The 22,461-nt window shown below is 72.9% G+C and carries 17 protein-coding genes; 7 read left to right on the top strand and 10 right to left on the bottom strand.

Annotated features, from left to right (window positions below; genetic code table 11):
• Window positions 1–48 precede the first annotated feature (48 nt).
• The 5 genes from helR to ACFYYJ_RS14670 form a co-directional block, all read right to left on the bottom strand.
• Complete coding sequence (helR, locus tag ACFYYJ_RS14650; protein WP_389132216.1) at window positions 49–2,208, bottom strand: RNA polymerase recycling motor ATPase HelR; 2,160 nt, start codon at window positions 2,206–2,208, stop codon at window positions 49–51.
• Between the two features lie 167 nt (window positions 2,209–2,375).
• On the bottom strand, window positions 2,376–4,157 hold the full coding sequence (locus ACFYYJ_RS14655) for an ABC transporter ATP-binding protein (protein WP_389132219.1): 1,782 nt from the start codon (window positions 4,155–4,157) through the stop codon (window positions 2,376–2,378).
• Entirely contained in the window at window positions 4,154–5,992 is a 1,839-nt protein-coding gene (locus ACFYYJ_RS14660; protein WP_389132222.1) for an ABC transporter ATP-binding protein, read from the bottom strand. Before ACFYYJ_RS14660 ends, ACFYYJ_RS14655 begins: the two co-directional genes overlap by 4 nt.
• A 160-nt stretch (window positions 5,993–6,152) precedes the next feature.
• Complete coding sequence (locus ACFYYJ_RS14665) at window positions 6,153–9,089, bottom strand: FAD-binding and (Fe-S)-binding domain-containing protein (RefSeq protein WP_385127814.1); 2,937 nt, start codon at window positions 9,087–9,089, stop codon at window positions 6,153–6,155.
• Between the two features lie 19 nt (window positions 9,090–9,108).
• The gene (locus ACFYYJ_RS14670) at window positions 9,109–9,561 is read right to left on the bottom strand and encodes a MarR family winged helix-turn-helix transcriptional regulator (RefSeq protein ID WP_385127816.1); all 453 of its coding nucleotides are present in this window, start codon (window positions 9,559–9,561) and stop codon (window positions 9,109–9,111) included.
• A gap of 92 nt (window positions 9,562–9,653) precedes the next feature.
• Between ACFYYJ_RS14670 and ACFYYJ_RS14675 the strand changes: the two genes are divergently transcribed.
• From ACFYYJ_RS14675 to ACFYYJ_RS14685, 3 genes are all read left to right on the top strand, one after another.
• Window positions 9,654–11,489, top strand: coding sequence for an ABC transporter ATP-binding protein (locus ACFYYJ_RS14675; RefSeq protein WP_389132226.1), 1,836 nt, complete (start codon window positions 9,654–9,656; stop codon window positions 11,487–11,489).
• 63 nt (window positions 11,490–11,552) lie between these two features.
• A complete protein-coding gene (gene mltG / locus ACFYYJ_RS14680) occupies window positions 11,553–12,398 on the top strand; it encodes an endolytic transglycosylase MltG (RefSeq protein ID WP_389132229.1) in 846 nt (281 codons plus the stop codon).
• Between the two features lie 69 nt (window positions 12,399–12,467).
• Entirely contained in the window at window positions 12,468–13,463 is a 996-nt protein-coding gene (locus ACFYYJ_RS14685; RefSeq protein ID WP_389132231.1) for a hypothetical protein, read from the top strand.
• Window positions 13,464–13,479: 16 nt separating this feature from the next.
• Here the strand turns inward: ACFYYJ_RS14685 and ACFYYJ_RS14690 are convergent, their stop codons facing one another.
• From ACFYYJ_RS14690 to ACFYYJ_RS14710, 5 genes are read right to left on the bottom strand one after another with little or no spacing between them, the layout of a single operon-like run.
• The gene (locus ACFYYJ_RS14690) at window positions 13,480–14,568 is read right to left on the bottom strand and encodes an NAD(P)-binding domain-containing protein (RefSeq protein WP_385127824.1); all 1,089 of its coding nucleotides are present in this window, start codon (window positions 14,566–14,568) and stop codon (window positions 13,480–13,482) included.
• A 52-nt stretch (window positions 14,569–14,620) separates the two neighbouring features.
• Window positions 14,621–16,009 carry a cytochrome P450 gene (locus tag ACFYYJ_RS14695; RefSeq protein WP_389132234.1) on the bottom strand — a complete coding sequence of 463 codons (1,389 nt, stop codon included), beginning with the start codon at window positions 16,007–16,009 and terminating at the stop codon, window positions 14,621–14,623.
• Between the two features lie 60 nt (window positions 16,010–16,069).
• The gene (locus ACFYYJ_RS14700; protein ID WP_389132237.1) at window positions 16,070–16,759 is read right to left on the bottom strand and encodes an HAD family hydrolase; all 690 of its coding nucleotides are present in this window, start codon (window positions 16,757–16,759) and stop codon (window positions 16,070–16,072) included.
• A gap of 45 nt (window positions 16,760–16,804) precedes the next feature.
• Window positions 16,805–17,284, bottom strand: coding sequence for an Lrp/AsnC family transcriptional regulator (locus ACFYYJ_RS14705; protein WP_385127830.1), 480 nt, complete (start codon window positions 17,282–17,284; stop codon window positions 16,805–16,807).
• A 36-nt stretch (window positions 17,285–17,320) separates the two neighbouring features.
• A complete protein-coding gene (locus tag ACFYYJ_RS14710; RefSeq protein WP_385127831.1) occupies window positions 17,321–18,088 on the bottom strand; it encodes a YoaK family protein in 768 nt (255 codons plus the stop codon).
• 23 nt (window positions 18,089–18,111) lie between these two features.
• On the opposite strand from ACFYYJ_RS14710, the gene ACFYYJ_RS14715 reads away from it, so the two are divergent.
• From ACFYYJ_RS14715 to ACFYYJ_RS14730, 4 genes are all read left to right on the top strand, one after another.
• A complete protein-coding gene (locus ACFYYJ_RS14715) occupies window positions 18,112–18,705 on the top strand; it encodes a histidine phosphatase family protein (protein WP_385127833.1) in 594 nt (197 codons plus the stop codon).
• Between the two features lie 50 nt (window positions 18,706–18,755).
• Window positions 18,756–20,267: an APC family permease gene (locus ACFYYJ_RS14720; protein WP_385127835.1), complete on the top strand. Its 1,512-nt coding sequence runs from the start codon at window positions 18,756–18,758 to the stop codon at window positions 20,265–20,267.
• 11 nt (window positions 20,268–20,278) lie between these two features.
• A complete protein-coding gene (locus tag ACFYYJ_RS14725) occupies window positions 20,279–20,695 on the top strand; it encodes a universal stress protein (RefSeq protein ID WP_385127837.1) in 417 nt (138 codons plus the stop codon).
• Between the two features lie 137 nt (window positions 20,696–20,832).
• Entirely contained in the window at window positions 20,833–22,458 is a 1,626-nt protein-coding gene (locus ACFYYJ_RS14730; RefSeq protein WP_389132244.1) for a cytochrome bc complex cytochrome b subunit, read from the top strand.
• The last annotated feature ends 3 nt before the right edge of the window (window positions 22,459–22,461 follow it).

Here is a 22,461-nt window from a genome sequence, read left to right on the forward strand (position 1 = left end):
GGACGGCCTCCGTCGCCCCGCACGGCGACGGAGGCCGTCCGTCCGGTGTCAGGAGCTCGTGAGGACGACGAGCTGCCGGGTCGCCCGGGTCATCGCGACATAGCGGTCGACCGCCCCTTCGACGCCCTCGCCGAAGTTCTCCGGATCGACGAGGACCACCAGGTCGAATTCGAGGCCCTTCGACAGGCTCGGCGTCAGCGACCGGACGCGGGACGTCCCCCGGAAGCCGGGGGCACCGATGACGCACGCGATGCCGTCCGCGTTCGCGGCGAGCCAGGCGTCGAGGACCGAGTCGAGCTCCGAAACCGATCCGCGCCCGACGGGGACGCCGCTGTCGCGGACGGAGGTCGGCACGTTGGCGTCCGGGAGCACGGCCCGGATGACCGGCTCCGCCTCCGCCATGACCTCCTGCGGCGTCCGGTAGTTGACGCTCAGGGAAGCGAGCTCGATCCGGTCGAACCCGACCCGCTCCAGCCGCTCCCGCCACGAGTCCGCGAACCCGTGCCTGGCCTGTGCGCGGTCGCCGACGATGGTGAAGCTCCGCGACGGGCAGCGCAGCAGCAGCATCTGCCACTCCGCGTCGGTCAGTTCCTGGGCCTCGTCCACGACGATGTGCGCGAACGGGCCGGCGAGCAGGTCCCGGTCGACGCCGGGCAGCGCGGTCTCGTCGATCAGGCTGTCCTGGAGGTCCTTCCCGCGCAGCATCGTCACCGCGCCCTCGCCGTCGGCGTCGGCTTCGAGGACCCGGTCGATGACATCGGCCATCCGCGCGCGTTCGGCGGCGACGGCCGCCTCCTGGCGACGGCTGCGCTTCGACGCCTCCGGGTCGCCCAGCCGCTGCCGCGCCGCGTCCAGCAGCGGAAGATCGGAGACCGTCCAGGCCCGGGGGTCGGCGCGCTGGAGCCTCGCGACCTCGTCGGGGCCGAGCCACGGGGCGCACTTGCGCAGGTAGGCGGGGACGGACCACAGGTCTCCGACGAGGTCGGTCGCCTCCAGCATCGGCCACGCGTCGTTCAGGGCGGTGACCAGCTCCCGGTTCTGCCGCAGCGACCTGCGGAACAACTGCGGGGAGATGTCCTCCTCGTCGTCGTGCTTGTCCAGCAGGATCGCGACCAGCTCCTCGAAGATCACGTCGCGTGCCTCGTTGTGCGGGGTGCCCGGCTCCGGTGCGTCGAACGCCGCGGCCCAGTCCTCGGCGCTCAGCCAGACGTCCGCCCAGTGGGTCTCGACCGTCATGCCCTTCGCGGGCGGCTCCTCGTAGAGGGCGACGGCCGGCTCGATCGCCCGCACCATGTCCGCGGACGACTTCAGCCGGGCCACCTCCGGGTCGCCCTCGACCGTCGCCCCGGCTCCCTCGTCGACGAGGTCCCGCACCAGGCAGGTCTGGACGCCCTCCTCGCCGAGACTGGGCAGCACGTCGGCGACGTAGTCCAGATAGGGCCGGTGCGGACCGACGAACAGCACGCCGCCCCGCCGGTGCCCCAGGCGGGGGTCGGAGTAGAGGAGGTGGGCGGTGCGGTGCAGCGCCACGACGGTCTTGCCCGTGCCGGGGCCGCCGTCGACGACGAGGGCGCCGCGGGACCCCGCCCGGATGATGGCGTCCTGGTCGGCCTGGATGGTGCCGAGCACGTCGCGCATCCGGGACGAGCGGGTGCCGCCCAGACTGGCGATGAACGCGGACTGGTCGTCGAGCGCGGCGTGCCCTTCGAGTCCGTCGGCGGTGAACACCTCGTCCCAGTAGTCGGTGATCCGGCCGCGGGTCCAGCGGTACCGGCGGCGGCTCGCGAGCCCCATCGGACTGGCGTGGGTCGCCGCGAAGAACGGCTCGGCCGCCGGCGAGCGCCAGTCGAGCAGCAGTCGGCGCCCCGTACTGTCGGTGAGGCCGAGGCGACCGATGTGGACGGGCTCGTCGCCGTCCGCGCCGACGATGCGTCCGAGGCACAGGTCCAGGCCGAACCGGCGCAGCGTGCGCAGGCGCCCCGTCAGCCGGTGGATCTCCGTGTCGCGGTCCATCGCCTCCCGGCCGATGCCGCCGGGAGCCCTGCGCGCCGCGTCGAGGCGCTCGGACACCTCGGAGATCGACTGCTCCAGGCTCTCGGCGATGGCCGCGAAGTGCTGCTCGTCGCCGTCGATCAGCGACGGGTCGGCCTTGGGAGAGAGGTGGTCGGGAAGGTCGAACGTGCTGGTGGCCGAGGTCGAAACTCGCACTGGGTGGGTCCCCCGAATGTCGCGGAATCTGGTCTGGGCCGCTGATTCTGCGTCATGATCGGGGCCTTGCCGCAAGCCCCCCACTGCGCTATAAGTTGAGAGTGGCGAGGAGCGGGTACGTCCCGAAATCCCCCTCCCCACCTCCCTCTTCGACTCACTCGCCGCGATCAGCCGTGCCAGGACCGCCACAGCGCCGCGTACGCGCCGTCGGCCGCGACCAGCTCGTCGTGCGAGCCGAGTTCGCTGATCCGGCCCGCCTCCACCACCGCGATCACGTCCGCGTCGTGCGCCGTGTGCAGCCGGTGGGCGATGGCGATGACCGTACGACCGTCCAGCACCCGGGCCAGCGACCGCTCCAGGTGCCGTGCCGCACGCGGATCCAGCAGCGAGGTGGCCTCGTCCAGCACCAGCGTGTGCGGGTCCGCCAGCACCAGCCGGGCCAGCGCGATCTGCTGCGCCTGCGCCGGAGTCAGCGCCGTACCGCCCGAGCCGACCTCGGTGTCCAGACCGGCCTCCAGAGCCCGCGCCCAGCCGTCGGCGTCCACCGCGCCCAGCGCCGCCCACAGCTCGCCGTCCCCGGCGCCCGTCCGCGCGAGGCGGAGGTTGTCGCGCAGCGAGCCGACGAACACGTGGTGCTCCTGGTTGACCAATGCCACGTGCTCGCGCACCCGCTCCGCGGTCATCCCCGCCAGCCGGGCACCGCCGAGCGTGACCTCGCCGGTCCGCGGCGCGTAGATGCCCGCCAGCAGTCGGCCCAGCGTGGACTTGCCCGCGCCCGAAGGCCCCACGAGCGCCATCCGGGTGCCCGGCGGCACGGCCATCGACACCTGGTGCAGGACGTCCACGCCCTCCCGGTAGCCGAAGCGGACCTCGTCCGCCCGGACGGCACGACCCTCCGGGGAGACGCCGGCGTCGCCCGCGTCCGGCTCGATCTCCCGCACGCCCACCAGACGGCCCAGCGACACCTGCGCGACCTGGAGTTCGTCGTACCAGCGCAGGATCAGACCGATCGGGTCGACCATCATCTGAGCCAGCAGGGCCCCGGTGGTCAGCTGCCCCACCGACATCCAGCCCCGGAGCACGCAGTAGCCGCCGATCATCAGCACCGAGCCGAGGATCGTCACGAACGTGACGTTCACGACGGGGAACAGGACCGTCCGCAGGAACAGCGTGTACCGCTCCCACGCGACCCACTGGGTGATCCGCCGCTCCGACCGCGCGATCCGCGCGGGCCCGAGGCGGTGCGCCTCGACCGTGCGTCCGGCGTCCACGGTCTCCGTCAGCGCCGCCGCCACCGCCGCGTAACCGGCCGCCTCGGATCGGTACGCCGAAGGCGCCCGCCTGAAGTACCAGCGGCAGCCGATCACCAGCACGGGCAGCGCCACGAGCGCGGCGAGCGCCAGCGGCGGCGCGGTCACCGCGAGCGCCCCGAACAGCAGCGACACCCACACCACACCGATGGCCAGCTGCGGTACGGCCTCCCGCATCGCGTTGGCCAGCCGGTCGATGTCGGTGGTGATCCGCGACAGCAGGTCACCGGTGCCGGCCCGCTCCAGCACGCCCGGCGGCAGCCCGACCGACCGCACCAGGAAGTCCTCGCGCAGATCCGCCAGCATCTCCTCGCCGAGCATCGCCCCGCGCAGACGGACCAGCCGCACGAAGAACGTCTGGACGGCGAGCGCCAGCGCGAACAGCAGCGCCACCCGCCCCAGATGCAGCTCCCGCGCTCCCGCCGTCAGGTCGTCCACGACCTGGCCCAGCAGGTACGGGCCGACCATGGAGGCGGTCACCGCGGCCGCGTTGACGCCCACGAGCGCCAGGAAGGCGCCCCGGTGGCGCCGGAACAGGCCGCGCACATAACCCCGTACGGTCGCCGGCGTGCCCACGGGCAGGGTCGCGGCCGTCTCGGGGGCCGCCGGATCGTAGTCCGGCGGCGCCACGCCGATCATGCTGATTCCTCGATTTCGGTGAGTGCTTCTTCCATATCCGGCAGGTCGAGCCCGGCGAGCCGCTGCTCCTCCTCGGTCTCGCGGGTGACGACCGCCCGGTAGCGCGGTTCGGTGCCCAGCAGTTCGCGATGGGTGCCGGTCGCCGCCACCGTTCCCCCGTCGATCAGTACCACCCGGTCCGCGCGGTCCAGCAGCAGCGGCGAGGACGCCAGCACGACCGTGGTCCGGCCGTCGCGCAGTGCGGCGATCCCGTCCGCGATCCGTGCCTCGGTGTGCGAGTCCACCGCCGAGGTCGGCTCGTCGAGCACCAGCACCTCCGGGTCGGTCACCAGGGACCGCGCCAGCGCGAGGCGCTGGCGCTGCCCACCGGACAGCGACCGGCCGCGCTCGGTGATCCGCGCGTCCATCGGGTCCAGGGTCCCGTCGGGCGCCGACTGCAGCAGCGCGTCCAGGACGTCCGCGCACTGGGCGGCCGCCAGCGCCTCGCCCGCGTCCACCGCCCCGGAGGCCGGTACGTCGAACAGGTCGCGCAGCGTCCCGGACAGCAGTACCGGATCCTTGTCCTGTACGAGCACCAGCCGGCGCGCGTCGTCCAGTGCGAGTTCGTCCAGCGCGACCCCGCCCAGGAGCGCCGAGGGCCCACCGGTCGGTTCGGCCTCCCCGGCCGGCGCGTGCCCGCCGAGGCGTTCCGCGAGCCGCCCCGCCAGGTCCGGATCTCCGCACACCACGGCCGTGAACCGGCCCGCCGGGGCCAGCAGCCCGGTCTGCGGGTCGTACAGGTCCCCGCCCGGAGCCGGGGGCTTCGGCGTCGCGACGCCCGAGGGGGCCTCGGCGGCGTCGTGCCGGGTCAGCGAGAGCACCCGGGCGGCCCGCTTGGCGGAGGGACGCGAGAAGGAGTACGCCATGGCGATCTCTTCCACATGCCGCAAGGGATACAGCATCGTCGCCACCGCGCTGAACGCCGCGACGAGTTCACCGACCGCGATGCGCCCGTCCAGGACGAGCGTGGAGCCGTACCAGACCACCGTGATCATCAGCGCGCCCGGCAGCAGCACCTGGATCGCGGAGATCAGTGCCCACGTCCGGGCACTGCGCACGGCGGCCTTGCGGACCTCCTGCGAGGCCTCGCGGTAACGGCCGAGGAACAGCTCCTCACCGCCGATGCCGCGCAGGACGCGCAGACCCGCGACCGTGTCCGAAGCCAGTTCGGTGGCCTTGCCCGCCTTCTCCCGCTGGACGTCGGCGCGTTGGGTGGCGCGCGGCAGCAACGGGAGCGCGGCCAGGGCAACCAGGGGCACGCCGATCGCGACGACCACGCCGAGCTCGGGTGCGTAGAACAGCAGGCCGGTGCAGACGAGGACGACGGAGAACACGGCCGCGAGGAAGCGGGACACCGCCTCGACGAACCAGCCGATCTTCTCCACGTCACCGGTGGAGACCGCGACGACCTCGCCCGCCGCGACCCGCCGGGTCAGGGCGGAGCCGAGCTCGGCGGTCTTGCGCGCGAGCAGCTGCTGGACGCGGGCGGCGGCGGTGATCCAGTTGGTGACGGCCGTCCTGTGGAGCATGGCGTCGCCCAGCGCGATGGCGACGCCGATCAGGACGAGGAGCCCGCCGACGAGCAGCAGCCGCGACGAGTCGCGTTCCACGACCGCGTCGACGCCCAGGCCCACCGCGTACGGCAGTCCGGCGATGCCCGAGAAGTGCAGCATTCCCCAGGCCAGGCTCTTGAGCTGGCCGCCCAACTGACCCCGGCCCAGCCACAGCAGGAAACGGGGGCCGGAGCGAGCATCGGGTACCCCGGGATCCGGATACGGAAGATCGCTGATCTGCATGACGCCCCATGGCTGGTCGAAGGTTCGAAGCCGTGCAAGGTTCGCCTTCCGGATGCGCGCCGGGCAATCGATTTTCCGTGGACAGCGGCCCCCGACGAAGAGGTTTGCGGAGCCGGAGGGTCGCTTGGTACCTGGTCAGACGGGTCGCGCACACCGGCGCTCACGGCCGGGTCGCGCGCTCCAGTTCGAGCAGGGCCGAGTGGTAGGTGCGGCCGGTCGCCCGGTCCATGCCCACCTCGCACATCCGGTTCGCCGACAGGTGCGCGTCGAACTCCCGAGCCGTCACCTCGGCGGCCTCGCGCGCCGTCGCCGAGGCCGTCAGCTCCGGGTGCAGCATGCCCCGATCGCCCGCGAAGGCGCAGCAGCCCGCGTCGTCCGGGACCACCACCTCGTCCGCGCACGCCCCGGCCACCGCCCGCAGCTGCGCCTCGTCGCCCAGGTGCCGCATCGAGCAGGTGGGGTGCAGCACCGCCGAGCCCACCGTGCGGAGGATCTCCAGGTGCGGCAGCAACTCGTCCGCCGCCCACACGATCGAGTCGACGATCCGCAGCTCGGCGTGGAGCGCGCGGTTGAACTCCGTCAGGTACGGGACCACCTCGTGCGCGATGCCCAGGGTGCAGGAGGAGGCGTCGACGACCAGCGGCAGCCGGCCCCCGGCCGTCCAGCCCCAGGCCGCCTCCACGATCCGGTTGGCCATCACCCGGTTGCCCTCTTCGTAGCCCTTGGAGTGCCAGATGGTCGCGCAGCAGGTGCCGTGCACGTCGCCGGGGATCCACACCGGCTTCCCGGCCCGCTCCGAGACCGCCACCACGGCCTCCGGCAGCGAGGGCCCGGGCCGGCCCTCCGGCCCGCCGAAGATCCGGTTGACGCAGGCCGGGTAGTACACCGCGCGGGCGCCCACCCGCCGGGTCGGGGGCAGCTCGCGGGCGGCGGCCCCGGGGATCTGCGGCAGCCACTGCGGCACCAGGTCCGGGCGTACGGCCTTGCGGGCTGTCCCCGTCACCGCCGTGAGGGGCCCGTTCCCGACCAGGTCGGTGATCCTGCCGGCGGCGGCCACGGCCAGCCGGGCGGCGGCCTCGACGGCCTTGAAGCGGCGGGCCGCGAGCGCCGCCGCGGCCTCCTCGCGGGAGCCGTGCCGACGGTGGCGGAAGTCCTTCATCAGCGCGCCGGTGTCGATGCCGACCGGGCAGGCGAGCGCGCAGGTGGAGTCCCCCGCGCAGGTGTCCACGGCGTCGTGGCCGTAGGAGTCCAGAAGCCCGTCCAGCACGGGCGAGCCGGGCTGTTGGCGCGTCATCTCGCGGCGCAGCACGATGCGCTGGCGGGGAGTGGTCGTCAGGTCCCCGCTGGGGCAGGTCGGTTCGCAGAACCCGCACTCGATGCACGGGTCGGCGACCGCCTCCACCCGGGGGATCGTCTTCAGGCCGCGCAGATGGGCGCCCGGATCGCGGTCGAGGAGGATGCGCGGGGCGAGCACCCCGTCCGGGTCGACGACCCGCTTGGTGCGCCACATCAGCTCGGTGGCCCGGGGGCCCCACTCCAGTTCCAGGAAGGGCGCCATGTTGCGGCCGGTGGAGTGCTCGGCCTTCAGGGAGCCGTCGAACCGCTCCACGGTGAGCCGGCAGAAGGCGTCCATGAACGCCGCGTACCGCTCGACGTCGGTCGGATCGGAGGCGTCGAAGGCGAGCAGGAAGTGGAGGTTGCCGTGGGCGGCGTGACCGGCGACGGCGGCGTCGAAGCCGTGCTCCGCCTGGAGTTCCAGCAGCGCCTCGCAGGCCTCGGCGAGCCGGGACGGCGGCACCGCGAAGTCCTCGGTGATCAGGGTCGTGCCGGAGGGGCGGGCCCCTCCGACGGCGGTGACGAACGCCTTGCGGGCCTTCCAGTAGCCGTTGACGGTGTGCGCGTCCCGGGTGAAGGCATTGGTGACCGAAGCCGCGGGCGCCACCAGGTCGAGCCCGGCCAGGACCTCGGCCGCGCGCCGCTCACAGGCGGCGCGGCCCTCCTCGTCGGGTGCGCGGAACTCCACGAGCAGGGCGGTCGTGTTCTTGGGCAGGGCCGCCCAGTCGGCGGGCACGCCGTCGACGCTGACCGAGGCGCGCAGGGTGTTGCCGTCCATCAGCTCGACGGCGATGGCGCCCGCCTCGTTGAAGAGCGGCACGGCGGCCGCGGCCGCGGGCAGCGAGGGGAAGAACAGCAGGGCGGAGCAGAGTTCGCGGTCGAGCGGGAGGGTGTCGAAGACGACCTCGGAGATGAATCCCAGAGTGCCCTCCGACCCGACCATCAGACCGCGCAGGATCTCCACGGGGGTGTTGCCGTCGAGGTACGCGTCGAGGCGGTAGCCGGTGGTGTTCTTGATCTCGTACTTGGCGCGGATCCGCGAGACGAGGGCGGCGTCCGCCTCGATCTCCTTCTTGATCTCCATCAGGCCGCGGCACAGGGCCGGTTCCGCGCGCGCCAGTTCCTCGTCCGCCAGCGGGTCGGCCGTGTCCACCACGGTGCCGCCGGGCAGGACGAGGGTCAGGGAGGACAGCGTGCGGTACGCGTTGCGGGTGGTGCCCGCCGTCATGCCGGACGAGTTGTTCGCGACGACCCCGCCGAGGGTGCACGCGATGGCGCTGGCCGGGTCGGGGCCGAGGATCCGGCCGTGCCGGGCGAGGGCGGCATTGGCCCGCATGACCGTCGTACCGGGCCGGATCCGGGCCCGCCGGCCCCCGTCGAGCACCTCGATCCCGGCCCAGTGGCGGCGTACGTCCACGAGGATGTCCTCGCCCTGGGCCTGGCCGTTGAGGGAGGTCCCGGCGGCGCGGAAGACCACGTCGCGCTGCCGGCCGTGGGCGTACGAGAGCACCGCGGAGACGTCGTCGAGGTCCTCGGCGATCACCACGACCTGGGGGACGAACCGGTAAGGGGAGGCGTCGGAGGCGTAGCGGACCAGGTCCGAGACCTTCCACAGCACCTTCTCGGCGCCGAGCAGCTCGATCAGCTCGGTCCGCAGCGGCTCCGGGGTGCCGCCCGCCCGGTGCTCGGGCACCCGGTCGGGCGAGGGGCCGCTGATGCCGCGCGGGCGCACGGCCCCCGGCTTCGGTTCCAGCAGCGGCATGTGCGACCCCTCGCCTTGCTCAGCAGCGGCGCTCCGCCGGGGCGTCCGACAGCGCGTTGAGCAGACCGCCGAGCGCCTCGCGCTGATCGACGGTCAGTGGAGCAAGGATCTCCTCCGCCGCGTCGGTCCGCGCGTTGCGCAGACGGCGCAGCGTGGCGCGGCCGGTGTCGGTGAGCTCGATCCGGACGACCCGGCGGTTGGCGGGGTCGGGCGCACGGCGCACGCACTCGGCCGCCTCCAGGCCGTCCACGAGTGTGGTGACCGCTCGGGGGACCACCTCCAGGCGGGCCGCGAGATCCGCCATTCGGGGCGGTTGCTCGCCCTCGTAGTGCGAGACGAGGCGCAGCAGCCGACTCTGGGCGGGAGTGATCCCGAGCGGCTCCATGTGGCGCTTCTGGATCCGGTGGAGCCTTCGCGTCAGGCGGAGGAGCTGCTCGGCGAGGAGGCGGTCGGTGTCGGAGGCGGAGCTCATGCCGGGAAGAATATCAGGACCACGCTCATTGTGAACATAGGTAACAATGACCTATGCTCCAATGAATACAGCCGACCCCCCGGAGGGTGCCCATGCCGCACGACGAACCCAAATGGATCCCGTCGAAGGATCCCCTCGACCCGACCCGCCCCGCCCCGGCCGAACAGCCGCGGGAGCTGCGCCGCATCGTGGGGCTCTTCCGCCCCTACCGCGGTCGGCTCGCCGTCGTGGGGCTGCTCGTCGGCGCCTCCTCGCTGGTCGCGGTCGCCTCGCCGTTCATGCTCAAGGCGATCCTCGACGTCGCGATCCCGCAGGGCCGCACCGGTCTCCTCAGCCTGCTCGCCCTCGGCATGATCCTGACCGCCGTCGTCACGAGCGTCTTCGGCGTGCTCCAGACCCTCATATCCACGACGGTCGGCCAGCGCGTCATGCACGACCTGCGCACCGCCGTCTACGCACAGCTCCAGCGGATGCCGCTGGCCTTCTTCACCCGGACGCGCACCGGCGAGGTGCAGTCCCGCATCGCCAACGACATCGGCGGGATGCAGGCGACCGTCACCTCCACCGCGACCTCGCTCGTCTCGAACCTGACGGCCGTCATAGCCACCGTGGTCGCCATGCTCGCCCTCGACTGGCGGCTCACCCTCGTCTCGCTGCTCCTGCTGCCCGTCTTCGTGTGGATCAGCCGGCGCGTCGGCCGCGAGCGCAAGAAGATCACCACGCAGCGCCAGCGCCAGATGGCCGCCATGGCCGCGACGGTCACCGAGTCCCTGTCGGTGAGCGGCATCCTGCTGGGCCGCACCATGGGCCGCTCCGAGTCCCTGACGGCCGCCTTCGCCGAGGAGTCCGAGCGGCTCGTCGGCCTCGAAGTGCGCTCCAGCATGGCCGGACGGTGGCGCATGTCCACCATCGGCATCGTCATGGCCGCGATGCCCGCGCTCATCTACTGGGCCGCAGGCATCGCCCTCCAGACGGGCGCCCCCTCGCTCTCCGTCGGCACCCTGGTCGCCTTCGTCACCCTCCAGCAGGGCCTCTTCCGGCCAGCCGTGAGCCTCCTGTCGACCGGCGTGCAGATCCAGACCTCGCTCGCCCTGTTCGCCCGCATCTTCGAGTACCTCGACCTGCCGGTGGACATCACCGAGCGCGAGGGCGCCGTGCGCATCGACCGGGCCAAGGGCGAGGTCACCCTGGAGGGCGTGCACTTCGAGTACGACGCCAAGAGCGGTCCGACCCTCTCCGGCATCGACATCACCGTCCCGGCCGGAGGCTCCCTGGCCGTGGTCGGCCCCACCGGCTCCGGCAAGAGCACGCTCAGCTACCTGGTGCCCCGGCTCTACGACGTCACGGGCGGCCGGGTCGCCCTCGACGGGGTGGACGTGCGCGACCTGGACTTCGACTCGCTGGCCCGCTCCATCGGCGTGGTCTCCCAGGAGACCTACCTCTTCCACGCCTCGGTCGCGGACAACCTGCGCTTCGCCAAGCCGGACGCCACGGACGAGGAGATCGAGGAGGCGGCGCGCGCCGCCCAGATCCACGACCACATCGAGTCGCTTCCCGACGGGTACGAGACCCTGGTCGGCGAGCGCGGCTACCGGTTCTCCGGCGGGGAGAAGCAGCGCCTCGCCATCGCCCGCACCATCCTGCGCGACCCGCCGGTGCTGATCCTCGACGAGGCCACCAGCGCGCTGGACACCCGCACCGAGCACGCCGTCCAACAGGCCATCGACAACCTGTCCGCGGGCCGCACCACCATCACCATCGCCCACCGGCTCTCCACCGTGCGCGACGCCGATCAGATCGTGGTCCTCGACAAGGGTCGGATAGCCGAGCGCGGTACCCACGAGGAGCTCCTCAAGGCGGAGGGCCGGTACGCGGCCCTGGTCCGTCGTGACCGGGACGCCACCCATTTGGCCCCGGTAAACGTGTGATCGTATGACCGCCGCACGGGCGGGCTGCCGGGAATGGCATGCTTCGCCCGTTAGCGTTCCCGTATGCGCCATGAGTATCTGCCGCCCGAGCGTCGCTCCCGGCTCACCCGTCGGGGTCGGCTGGCGCTCTTCCTCACCGCACTGTTCACGGTCGGCGCGGTGGTCCTGATCCCGGTCTTCCGGGGTGCACCGGAACCGGAAGCCCCCCGACGACTGGTGATCCCCGAGGGCTGGCGTGCCCCGCAGGTGTACGCGGCGGTCGACCGCGAGCTGCGCCTCCCGCCGGGTTCGACCAAGGCCGCGGTCGCCACGGCCGGCCTGCCCCTCCCGGCGGAGGCCAAGGGGAATCCGGAGGGCTACCTCTTCCCGGCGACCTATCCGGTGACCGCGAAGACGACCCCGGCGACGCTCCTCGCGCACATGGTGCGGACGGCGAACGAGAAGCTCGCCACCCGCGCCGTCACCGACGGCGGCAAGGCCCACGGCATGACCCCGTACCAGACGGCCACGATGGCCAGCATCATCGAGGCCGAGGCCGACGGCCGCGCCGACATGGGCAAGGTCGCCCGGGTGGTCCACAACCGGCTGGCGAAGTCGATGCCGCTCCAGATGGACTCCACGATCAACTACGCGCTGAACCGCAGCACGGTCGACACCAAGCTGAGCGAGACCCGGATCAACAGCCCTTTCAACACGTACGAACGCCAGGGACTTCCGCCCACCCCGATCGACAGTCCGGGCCTGGAGGCCATGGCGGCGGCGGTCGCCCCGACACCCGGGAACTGGCTCTTCTTCGTCACCGTGAAGCCGGGGGACACCCGCTTCTCCGCGACCTACGACGAACACAAGAAGCACGTGGCGGAGTTCAACCGGCTGCGCGCGAAGGCGGGCCCCGCCGCCGGGCAATGAGGGGCGGCAGGCCCCGGCTCGGCCCTACGATCGGCGCCCTGCCGAGTACGTGGACCGAGGGGGCGAACCGTGAAATGGCCATGGAGAGCGCATACGAAGGCTGAGGCGAAGGCCGGAGCGGACGCGGGAACGGCGGCGGACGGGCCCGCGTCCGACGGGGACTGGATCGGGAAGCTCGTTCAGGAGCGCATCGAGGCGGAGGCGAAGGCTGCCGCGGCCGCCGAACGGGCGGGACACCAACGGATGGTCGAGCGGTGGGGCGACCGCGTGGTCGACTGGCAGGGCTGGCTGGCCCGTTCCCCGGTCGGGGTGGACCTGCTCCACTGGTGGTTCGACGAGGTCGAACTGACCGCCCTGGTCGGCGAGGAGCGGTACCTGGAACGGCTGGGGGAACTGCTCTCGAAGGCCGGGGCGCGCGACATCGCGGCGATGGGGCTCGGCTGCACCCGGCGCGTCGACCGGGCCTGCCGCTTCGCCGAGGTCTGCAGCCAGGATCCCCCGCCGGGCGAGAAGCTCGCGGACTACCGGCACGGGGAGATCCCCGGGGCGTGCAGCAGCTTCCTCGACTGCCATTCCAAGCACCGGATCGACGTGACCTTCGCCGACGGCGACGAGCACCGGTCGGTGCTCTTCTTCCGCGACCATCCGGGCAAGGCCCTGCTCTGGGTGGACGGCGTACGCGTGGGAGAGGGCCACTGGCTGGACAACGGCGGATCCTGGGAGGCCGAGCGCTTCTTCACCATCCGGATCGAGGGCCCGGAGGACCACCCCGAGCAGGGGATCGGCGCGATGGGCCGCCAACTCCACAACATCGTCTCGCTCCTGATCCACGACGCGGAGCGGGGCACCACGCGCATCCTCGTCCCGGAGGCCGGCGAGAGCTGGACCGATCCCGTTCTCGACGTGCGGGACGGCACGGGCCGGGTGTACCCGACCCGTGAGGACCGCGCGGCGGACGGCACCCCGGACCGGATCTTCCCCCTCGACGAACTCCTCGACGAACTCCTCGACGAACTCCTCGACGAGCCCCTCGACGAGCCCCTCGACGAACCGGAAGCCGGCTGAGGGAGCGGCGCCGGGCTCACCCCACGGGTTCGGCGACGGGCTCGCCGGCCCGCCCGCGCGCCAGGAGGCCGCGGATCTCGCGCACCGCCGCACCGCCCGCGCGGTTGGCGCCGATGGTGGACGCGGACGGCCCGTAGCCGACCAGATGGACCCGCTCGTCACGGACGGCCCGCGTCCCCTCGACGCGGATGCCGCCGCCCGGCTCTCGCAGGCGCAGCGGCGCCAGGTGGTCGACGGCCGCGCGGAACCCGGTGGCCCACAGGATCACGTCCGCGTCCACCCGGCTCCCGTCCGCCCAGACGGCGCCGCCGGCGCCGAGGCGCTCGAACATCGGGCGCCGCTCCAGCACCCCCGAGGCCAGCCCGGCCCGGACGGCCTCGTTCAGCGGGAGCCCCGTCACGCTGACGACGCTCTGCGGCGGCAGTCCCCGCCGTACCCGCTCGTCCACCATCGCCACCGCCGCCCGGCCCTCGGCCTCGCCGAAGCCCCCGTCGCGGAAGACCGGGGGCCGCCGCGTCACCCAGGTGGTCTCCGCCGCCACCTCCGATATCTCCAGCAGGTGCTGCACCGCCGAGGTGCCACCGCCCACGACGATCACCCGCGCCCCGGTGAACTCCCGCGGACCGGGGTAGTTCGCCGTGTGCAGCTGCCGGCCGCGGAAGGACTCCTGACCCGGGTAGCGCGGCCAGAACGGCCGGTCCCAGGTCCCGGTGGCGTTGATCAGGGCCCGGGCCGACCAGATGCCGTCGGAGGCCTCCACCCGCAGCCGTCCGCCCTCGCCCTCGCGTACGGCCGAGACGTCCACGGGACGCCGTACGCGCAGGTCGAAGCGGTCCTCGTAGGCGGCGAAGTACTCCCCGATCACCTCCGACGACGGCCGCAGGGCGTCCGCGCCGGTCAGCTCCATGCCGGGCAGGGCGTGCATCCCGTGGACCTTGCCGTAGGTGAGCGAGGGCCAGCGGAACTGCCAGGCCCCGCCGGGACGGGGCGCGTGGTCCAGGACCACGTGCCCGATCCCCGTCCGGGCCAGGTGGTAGGCGCCGGCGAGGCCCGCCTGCCCGGCGCCGATGACCACCACGTCCACGTCCCGCGAGATTTCGTTCACGGTTCTACCAACTCGCGGGGTCCGCGGGATCTTCCCGCGGCCGCCGGTCGGGTCAGGGGGCCATCAGCGTCGCCGTCACCGGCCTCTTCGGCTGGAGCGTGAGCCCCGGGAACACGGCGACCCGCCCGGCGCCGCTGTCCAGGTGGAACCGCTGCGCCAGTACGGCCAGTACGAGCGCCGCCTCCACCAGTGCGAACCGGGCGCCCAGGCAGGCCCGGGGGCCGCCGCCGAAGGGGAACCAGGCGTGTTCCGGGACGGGGTGCGGGGCGTCCGCGTCCCAGCGCTCGGGGCGGAACGCCTCCGGGTCCGGGAACCAGCGCGGATCGCGGTGCACCGACCACGGGCTGGTCCACACGGCGGTCCCCGCGGGCACCGGCCGGCCGCCGATGCTCGCGCCTTCCCTGGCCAGCGCCGAGATCAGCCAGATCGGCGGATAGATCCGCAGGGCCTCCTTGACCACCTGCCGGGTCCACGGCAGGTGGTCGTAGTCGTCGTACGTCGGCAGTCGGCCGCCCAGTACCCGGTCCAGCTCTTCCGTCAGCCGGGCCCGTGCCGCGGGCGCCCCCGACAGCAGCTGCCAGGCCCAGGTCAGCGTGGTCGAGGTGGTCTCGTGGCCGCCGATGTACAGGGTGATCGACTCGTCCCGCAGTTCCCTGCGGGACAGGGGGCCGCCCTGCTCGTCGCGGGCGGCCAGCAGCCGGCTCAGCAGGTCGTCCCGCTCCGCGCCCTCGCGCGAGGCCGCCTCGTGCTCCCGGATGACGTGCGCGATCTCCCGGTCGAGGACCGCCACCGCCCGCCGCATCCGCTGCCTGCCGGGCGTGCGGACCCAGGGCGGCAGGAACAGCGTCAGTCCCCGGAACTCGGCCCCCAGCTCCCGCTGCGCCGTGGCCATCGCCGCGCTGATGGGAGCCTCGCGGCCGGCGGAGTCGCTCCCGAACAGGGTGCGCACCGCTATCCGTTGGGTGAGCCCGGCCATCTCCCGGTGCACGTCGACGACGTCGCCCTCCTGCCAGCTCCCGGCCAGTGCGTCCGCGCACTCCACCATCGTGGCGGCGTACGAGCGCACTTGGCGCGGGCGGACGGCCGGTTGCACCAGGGCCCGCTTGCGCCGCCAGTCGTCGCCCCGGGCGACGACCACCCCGTTGCCCAGCAATTGGCGGAAGGCCCAGCCCAGTTCGGACGGCTCGAAGGTGGACTCCACGGCGCCGAGCAGCTCGCCCGCGTGCTCCGGACGGGAGACCAGCACGTTGCGCTGCGGGCCGAGGCTCCAGGGCACCCAGTCGCCGTGCTCGTCGCGCAGGGACTCGAAGAAGGCCAGCGGATCGCGGGCGAAGGCAGGAAGGTTCCCGAGCAGGGGCCAGCCGCGCGGCCCGCCGCCGCTGCGGCCGCCCGGGCTCGGGGTCTCCGGGGTCTGGGTCTCCGAGCTCTGGGTCGAGGTCACGCGGGCATGGTGACAGCCGCCCCGGCAGACCGCCAGAGTGCCGACCGCCCGGGCCGCCGGTCAGGCTCCGGACCGGGCCGTCCGCAGCCCCGTCAGCCAGTCGTACGCCGCCTCCGCGCTGAACTCGCCCTGCCCGCCCGGGAAGAGGAGGCCGGCGGTCGCGAACTCCGGGTCCCGCGCGGTCCGCGTCACGTACGGGACCGCCACGCAGTGCATCCCGGCGGCGTGTGCGGCTCGCGCCCCCGGCGCCGCGTCCTCGACGACCACGCAGTCGGCCGGCTCCGCACCCAGTCGCCGGGCCGCCTCCAGGAACACGTCCGGGGCGGGCTTGCCGTGCGCCACCTCCTCGGCGGAGACCGCCAGGCCCAGCAGCGCGTCCAGACCGGTGCCCGCCAGCACGGCGTCGATCGCCTCGCGGGAGGATCCGGAGGCCACCGCCATCGGCACGCCCTCGCCGTGCAGCCGCTCCACGAACGCGCGCATCTCCGGGAAGGTCTCGGTGTGCGTGCGGGCCAGCTCCAGGTAGGCGGCGTTCTGCTCGGCCAGCAGTTGCTCGACCGGCGCCCCGATCCCGTGGCGCTCCTTCAGGATCTCCAGCGTCTCCAGGGTGCCGATCCCGATGAAGCGGGAGTGCTCCTCCCACGTGAAGCCGAGGACCCCGTGCCGCTCCAGGGTGCGGCGCCCCGACTCGTAGTAGTTCGGCTCACTGTCCACGAGGGTGCCGTCGAGATCGAATATGACGGAAATCATCCGCTGCGCCCGTCCTGCCGGTCATGTCCTGTCTAGACCATTCTGTCAGGTCTTGCGGGAGGCTCGTCCCACCGATTCGACCAGCGGCAGCAGCCGGTGCGCCACCCGCTCGCGCAGCGCCACCTCGGTCCGGGTGCGGACCACGCCCGGGAGCCGGATCAGCCGCTGGATCACGTCCTCCAGATGTTCGTTGTCCCGGGCCGCGACCCGGGTCAGCAGGTCCCCGCCGCCGGTGATCGAGAAGGCCTCGATGATCTCGGGCACGGCCGCCAGCGCGTCGCCGACGTCGTCCAGGTGCCCCTGCGTGACCTCGATGTGCACGAACGCCAGCACCGGATGCCCCAGCGCGGCGGGGGAGAGCGCCGGTCCCGTACCGGTGATCACCCCGGTGCGCTCCAGCCGGTCGAGGCGGGCCTGGAGGGTGCCCCGCGCGACACCGAGGATCCGGGCGTACTCACGGACGCTGGTGCGCGGCTGCTCGATCAACAGGCGCAGGATCCTCGTGTCGAGCTCGTCCACCGCCATGCCCTGACTGTACCAATGGCACACCATTGGCCCGTTTCAGCCGGATCGCCCGCGGCCGGGGAACTGTCCGGAGAGCAGCCGCGGCTGCCCGAGCTCGGCCGCCGCCGACGCCAGTACGAGCGCCGCGACCGGGAGCAGCAGCAGACCCACCGTCCATCCGGCCCGGACCAGCAGCGCCCCGGCCAGGCCGCCCGCGAACATCGCCAGGACCGCCAGCCCGCGCAACCGCCACGCGGGGGTCCAGTACGCGAGGGCGCCTTCCTGGCCCATGGCCGGGCCCGCGAAGAAGGCGGTCATGGACCGGGTGATCAGGGTCGTCGGCACCCCCGCCACGTGCGCCCGCATGATCGTCAGGTTGCGGACTCCCAGCGCGAACGCCAGGACGGCCGTGACGACCAGGTGCCGCGCGCTCGGCGCGCCGTAGCGCGGCTCCAGCCCCCAGCCGAGGCCGGCGGCGGCCAGGACGAGCGCCGCCTCGACAGTGAGCCCGATGATGAACCAGCGCCGCCCCCGCGCCTCGGTCGCCGATTCCAGCCGCGCCCCGCAGATCACACCGAGGACGAAGGCCGCCAGAGAGACCGCGGAAGGCAGCGCCGGCAGATCGCCCGCCCGCACGGCTCCGAAGGCCAGGAACAGCACGTTGCCCGTCTGCATCGCGGTGAACACCGGCCCGAGCGCGAGCAGGCTCACCGCCTCCACCATCCCGGTCGCCAGCGTCAACACGATCATCAGCGCGGGCAGCCGCCGCCCCTCGTCCATGAGGCCCGACAGTGACACGCCCACCCCGCCCCGCCGTGTCGACATGCCGAGGACATAGGGTCCCGAGAATGAGCGACCTGTTGCTGGTGAGGCACGGAGAGACGGCCTGGAGCGCCGACGGGCGGCACACCGGACTCACCGACGTTCCGCTGACCGCGCGCGGCGTGGAGGAGGCCATCTCACTGGCCCCGTTCTTCCGGGACCGCCATCCGGCACTGGTGCTGACCAGTCCGCTGCGCCGGGCCGTCGCCACGGCCGAGCTGGCCGGCCTCACCGGCGGCATCCCCGATCCCGACCTCCACGAGTGGGACTACGGCGGCTACGAGGGCGTCACCACGGCGGAGATCCAGCGGACCACCCCGGACTGGTCCCTGTGGACCCACGGCGTCCCTCCGGGCGACGCCACGCACCCGGGGGAGAACGCCACCCAGGTGGGCGCTCGCGCGGACCGCGCGCTGGCCCGCGTCGCCCCCGTGCTGGCCGCCGACGAGGGCAACGTGGTGATCGTCGCGCACGGGCACTTCCTGCGCGTGCTGACCGCCCGCTACCTGCGCCTGGACCCCGCCGACGGCCGGCTGTTCCTGCTGCGCACCGGCACCGTCAGCATGCTCTCCACGGAACACGACCTCCCGGTGATCGCGGGCTGGAACACCCGCCCCTGACCGGCGGAACCCGCCTCGCGGGGCGCCGCCGGGTGCGTGACGATGCGTACATGGCCCATGACGTTGAGAGCGGTGGCGGTACGGGGAACGACGACCTCGAACCGGGTCTCAAGGCGAACGCGATCGGCTTCCTCGACGCCCTCGTCATCGGCCTGAACTCGACCTCGCCCGCCTACTCGCTCGCGGCGGTCCTCGGGCCCATCGTCGCCCTGGTCGGGATCTACGCGCCGGGGGTGATGCTGGCGTCCTTCGTGCCGATGCTGCTCATCGCCGCCGCCTTCTACTACCTCAACCGCGTCGACCAGGACTGCGGCACGACCTTCTCGTGGGTCACCCGGGCCATGGGCCCCTGGGCGGGCTGGTTCGGCGGCTGGGCCATCGCCATGACCGGCGTGCTCGTCATCGGCTCGCTGGCCGACGTGGCCGTCCGGTTCGGTCTGCTCACCTTCGGCCTGGACAGCTGGGCCTCCAACGAGGCCATCCGGCAAGGGCTGGCCGTCGTCGTGATCCTCGTGATGACGCTCATCTGCGTCATCGGCACCGAGCTCTCCGCCCACCTCCAGGACGTCCTGATCCTCGCCCAGGTCTTCTTCCTCCTGGTCTTCGCCGTCGTGGCCATCTACCGGGTCTACGCGGACACCAGCACCCTCCACGCGATCGATCCGTCCATCGAATGGCTCAACCCCTTCGGCGCGGGCGGCGCCGCCCTCACCGCCGGGCTGCTGCTGGGCGTGTTCATCTACTGGGGGTGGGAGTCCGCGGTCAACCTCACCGAGGAGGTCGAGAACTCCGCCACCGCGCCCGGCCGGGCCGGCATCTGGTCGACCGTCATCCTGCTGGTGACGTACCTGTCCGTGGGCTTCGCCGTCGTCGCCTACGCCGGCACCGAGTTCCTCGCCGAGAACGCGGGCGAGGAGGAGGCCGTGTTCGCCGTGCTCGCCCACGAGGTCATGGGCGGCTGGGACTGGATGGTGCTCGCCGCCGTCTGCACCTCCGCGCTCGCCTCCACCCAGACCACGATCATCCCCGCCTCCCGCACCGCGCTGTCCATGGCCCGCCGGCACGCGCTGCCGCACCATCTCGCGCACATCCACCCGCGCTTCCGGACCCCGAGCGTCAGCACCTGGTGGGTGGCCGCCATCGCCATCGGCTGGTACCTCGTGGTCAACCAGATCAGCGAGAACGCCCTCCTGGACTCGCTGACCGCGCTCTCCCTGCTCATCGCCTTCTACTACGCGCTCACCGGGCTGGCGTGCGCCGTCTACTACCGCCGCCACCTGCTGGAGTCCCCGGGGAACTTCCTGCTCATCGGGGCGGGCCCGGTGATCGGCGCCGGCCTGCTGATCTGGCTGCTCGTGGAGTCGGTGGGCGACATGTCCAACCCCGAGAACTCCGCCGGCGGGGTCTCCTGGTTCGGCCTCGGCCCGCCCCTGATCATCGGCATCGGCATCGCCGTCGTCGGCGTGCTCGTCATGTGCTGGTGGCGGATCCACGACGGCAGGTTCTGGAGCGAGCGGCGGAGCGTCGTGGACCCGGCCCTCGTCCGCGGCCGGAAGAACTGAGGAGGAGCCCCATGTCCGTGGTCCTCGGGTACGACGAGTCACCCGGCGCGGAGCGCGCCCTGCGCGTCGCGCTGGAGGTGGCCGCCGCCTTCGGCGAACCCCTCGTCCTCGTCTACGGCGTGGCGGCCCCCGGCGCGGCGGGCGAGGAGTACCAGGCTCACGTGGAGGCCCTGCGCCAGGCGGGCCGCAGTGCCCTCGCGCACGCCGTCGAGGCCGCCGACGAGGCCGGGGTCCCCTCGACCGTGGAGGTCGTCGACGAGAAACCGGCCCAGGCCCTGCTCGACGCCGCCGCACGCCACGACGCGCGCGTCATCATCGTCGGCACCTGGGGCGACAGCCCGATCCGGGGCGCCCTCCTCGGCTCCACCCCGCACAAGCTCCTGCACCTGTCCCCGGTGCCGGTCCTGTGCGTGCCCACCGAGGGCTGAGCCGCGGCCCCGAGAGGAACGACGACCGCCGTCTCGTGTCTGGATTGATGACCGAGAGTGGATTTCGGTAGCTTTGCGTGCATTCCGGACGGCTCGGCCGACCCCGCGGTGGGAGTCCGGACGGGAGGTGCGTGCCGGTGCCCGGTTCGACGCGGAAGGCGCGGCGCGTGGCGGCGCGCGGGTTCGAGGAGCTGGACGCAAGGCTGCCGCTCTCGGAACCGGCCCGCGACGGGGTGCGCAAGGTGTTCCCCGACCACTGGTCGTTCCTGCTGGGGGAACTGGCCCTGTACAGCTTCGTCGTCCTGCTGCTGACCGGTGTGTTCCTCACGTTCTTCTTCGATCCGTCGATGCGGGAGACGGTCTACCGGGGCCCCTACGAACCGCTCCAGGGCGTGCCGATGTCGCAGGCCTACCTCTCCACCCTGAGGATCGGCTTCGAGGTCCGGGGCGGGCTGCTCATCCGCCAGATGCACCACTGGGCCGCCCTGCTCTTCGTGTCCGCCATCGGGGTGCACATGCTCCGGGTGTTCCTCACCGGAGCGTTCCGGCGCCCGCGCGAGCTCAACTGGACGATCGGCGTGACGCTGTTCCTGCTGGCGCTGCTGGAAGGGTTCGCCGGCTACTCGCTCCCCGACGACCTGCTGTCGGGCACCGGGCTGCGGATCGCCCAGGGGATCATGCTGTCGGTCCCGGTCGTCGGCACGTACCTGAGCTTCCTCGTCTTCGGAGGCCAGTACCCCGGCGAGGACATCGTGTCCCGCCTCTACCCCGTGCACATCCTGCTGGTCCCCGGCCTGCTCACGGCCCTGATCACCGCGCACCTCCTGCTCGTCGTCACGCTGAAGCACACGCACTGGCCGGGGCCGGGCAGGACCGGCCGCAACGTCGTCGGACTGCCCTTCTTCCCCCAGTACACGGCCAAGTCCGCCGGGCTGTTCTTCGCCCTCTCCGGGGTGCTCGCCGCCCTCGGGGCCGTCGCGCAGATCAACCCCGTCTGGACCTACGGCCCCTACCGGCCCGACGTGGTCTCCATCGGCTCCCAGCCCGACTGGTACGTCGGATTCCTGGAGGGGGCGCTACGGCTGATGCCCGGCCTCGAAACCCGGCTGTGGGGTCACACGATCGCTTGGAACCCGCTGGTGACGGCCGTACTGCTGCCCGGCCTGCTCTTCACGATCCTGTACGCCTACCCGTACTTCGAACGCTGGATCACCGGCCCGACGGGCGAGCGGCACCTCTGCGACCGCCCGCGCGACCGGCCCGTCCGTACGGGGCTCGGCGTGGCGGCCGTCTCCTGCTACGGCGTCCTGCTGCTCGCCGGGGCGCAGGACATCCTGGCGTTCGTCTTCGACGTACCGCTGCCCGGCCTGACATGGGCGCTGCGGATCGCCTTCTTCCTCGTACCGGTGGCCGCGTTCTGGCTCACCAGGAGGGTGTGCCTGGCCCTCCAGTGGCGTGAGCGAGGGCTGCTGACGGACGGTGAGGAGACCGGCCTCGTACTCCAGGGCGTGGAAGGCGGCTTCGAGCCGCAGCACCGGGCGCCCACGCCCACCGAGCGGTACGCCGTGCTCGCGAGGGAGCGGCCCCTGCCGCCGGCCCCCTCCGGCCGCGGCCGACCGCGCCGGCGCGACCGGCTCCGGTCGGCCCTCGGCGCCTGGTACCACCAGGACCGGATCGACTTCCCGGCGACCCCGAAGCAACGCCGGCGGGCCGCCGGAACCACCGCGGGCCCCGACCGGGAGCGGCGCTCCGGGGACCGCTGACCG

It is taken from the genome of Streptomyces sp. NPDC002467 (genome assembly GCF_042889825.1).
GTDB lineage: Bacteria > Actinomycetota > Actinomycetes > Streptomycetales > Streptomycetaceae > Streptomyces.

Coding starts and splice junctions, on each gene's coding strand:
- ACFYYJ_RS14655 (WP_389132219.1), bottom strand. CDS start 4,157: ATGATCGGCGTGGCGCCGCCGGACTACGATCCGGCGGCCCCCGAGACG.
- ACFYYJ_RS14660 (WP_389132222.1), bottom strand. CDS start 5,992: ATGCAGATCAGCGATCTTCCGTATCCGGATCCCGGGGTACCCGATGCT.
- ACFYYJ_RS14665 (WP_385127814.1), bottom strand. CDS start 9,089: ATGCCGCTGCTGGAACCGAAGCCGGGGGCCGTGCGCCCGCGCGGCATC.
- ACFYYJ_RS14670 (WP_385127816.1), bottom strand. CDS start 9,561: ATGAGCTCCGCCTCCGACACCGACCGCCTCCTCGCCGAGCAGCTCCTC.
- ACFYYJ_RS14675 (WP_389132226.1), top strand. CDS start 9,654: ATGCCGCACGACGAACCCAAATGGATCCCGTCGAAGGATCCCCTCGAC.
- mltG (WP_389132229.1), top strand. CDS start 11,553: ATGCGCCATGAGTATCTGCCGCCCGAGCGTCGCTCCCGGCTCACCCGT.
- ACFYYJ_RS14700 (WP_389132237.1), bottom strand. CDS start 16,759: ATGATTTCCGTCATATTCGATCTCGACGGCACCCTCGTGGACAGTGAG.
- ACFYYJ_RS14705 (WP_385127830.1), bottom strand. CDS start 17,284: ATGGCGGTGGACGAGCTCGACACGAGGATCCTGCGCCTGTTGATCGAG.
- ACFYYJ_RS14710 (WP_385127831.1), bottom strand. CDS start 18,088: ATGTCGACACGGCGGGGCGGGGTGGGCGTGTCACTGTCGGGCCTCATG.
- ACFYYJ_RS14715 (WP_385127833.1), top strand. CDS start 18,112: ATGAGCGACCTGTTGCTGGTGAGGCACGGAGAGACGGCCTGGAGCGCC.
- ACFYYJ_RS14720 (WP_385127835.1), top strand. CDS start 18,756: ATGGCCCATGACGTTGAGAGCGGTGGCGGTACGGGGAACGACGACCTC.
- ACFYYJ_RS14725 (WP_385127837.1), top strand. CDS start 20,279: ATGTCCGTGGTCCTCGGGTACGACGAGTCACCCGGCGCGGAGCGCGCC.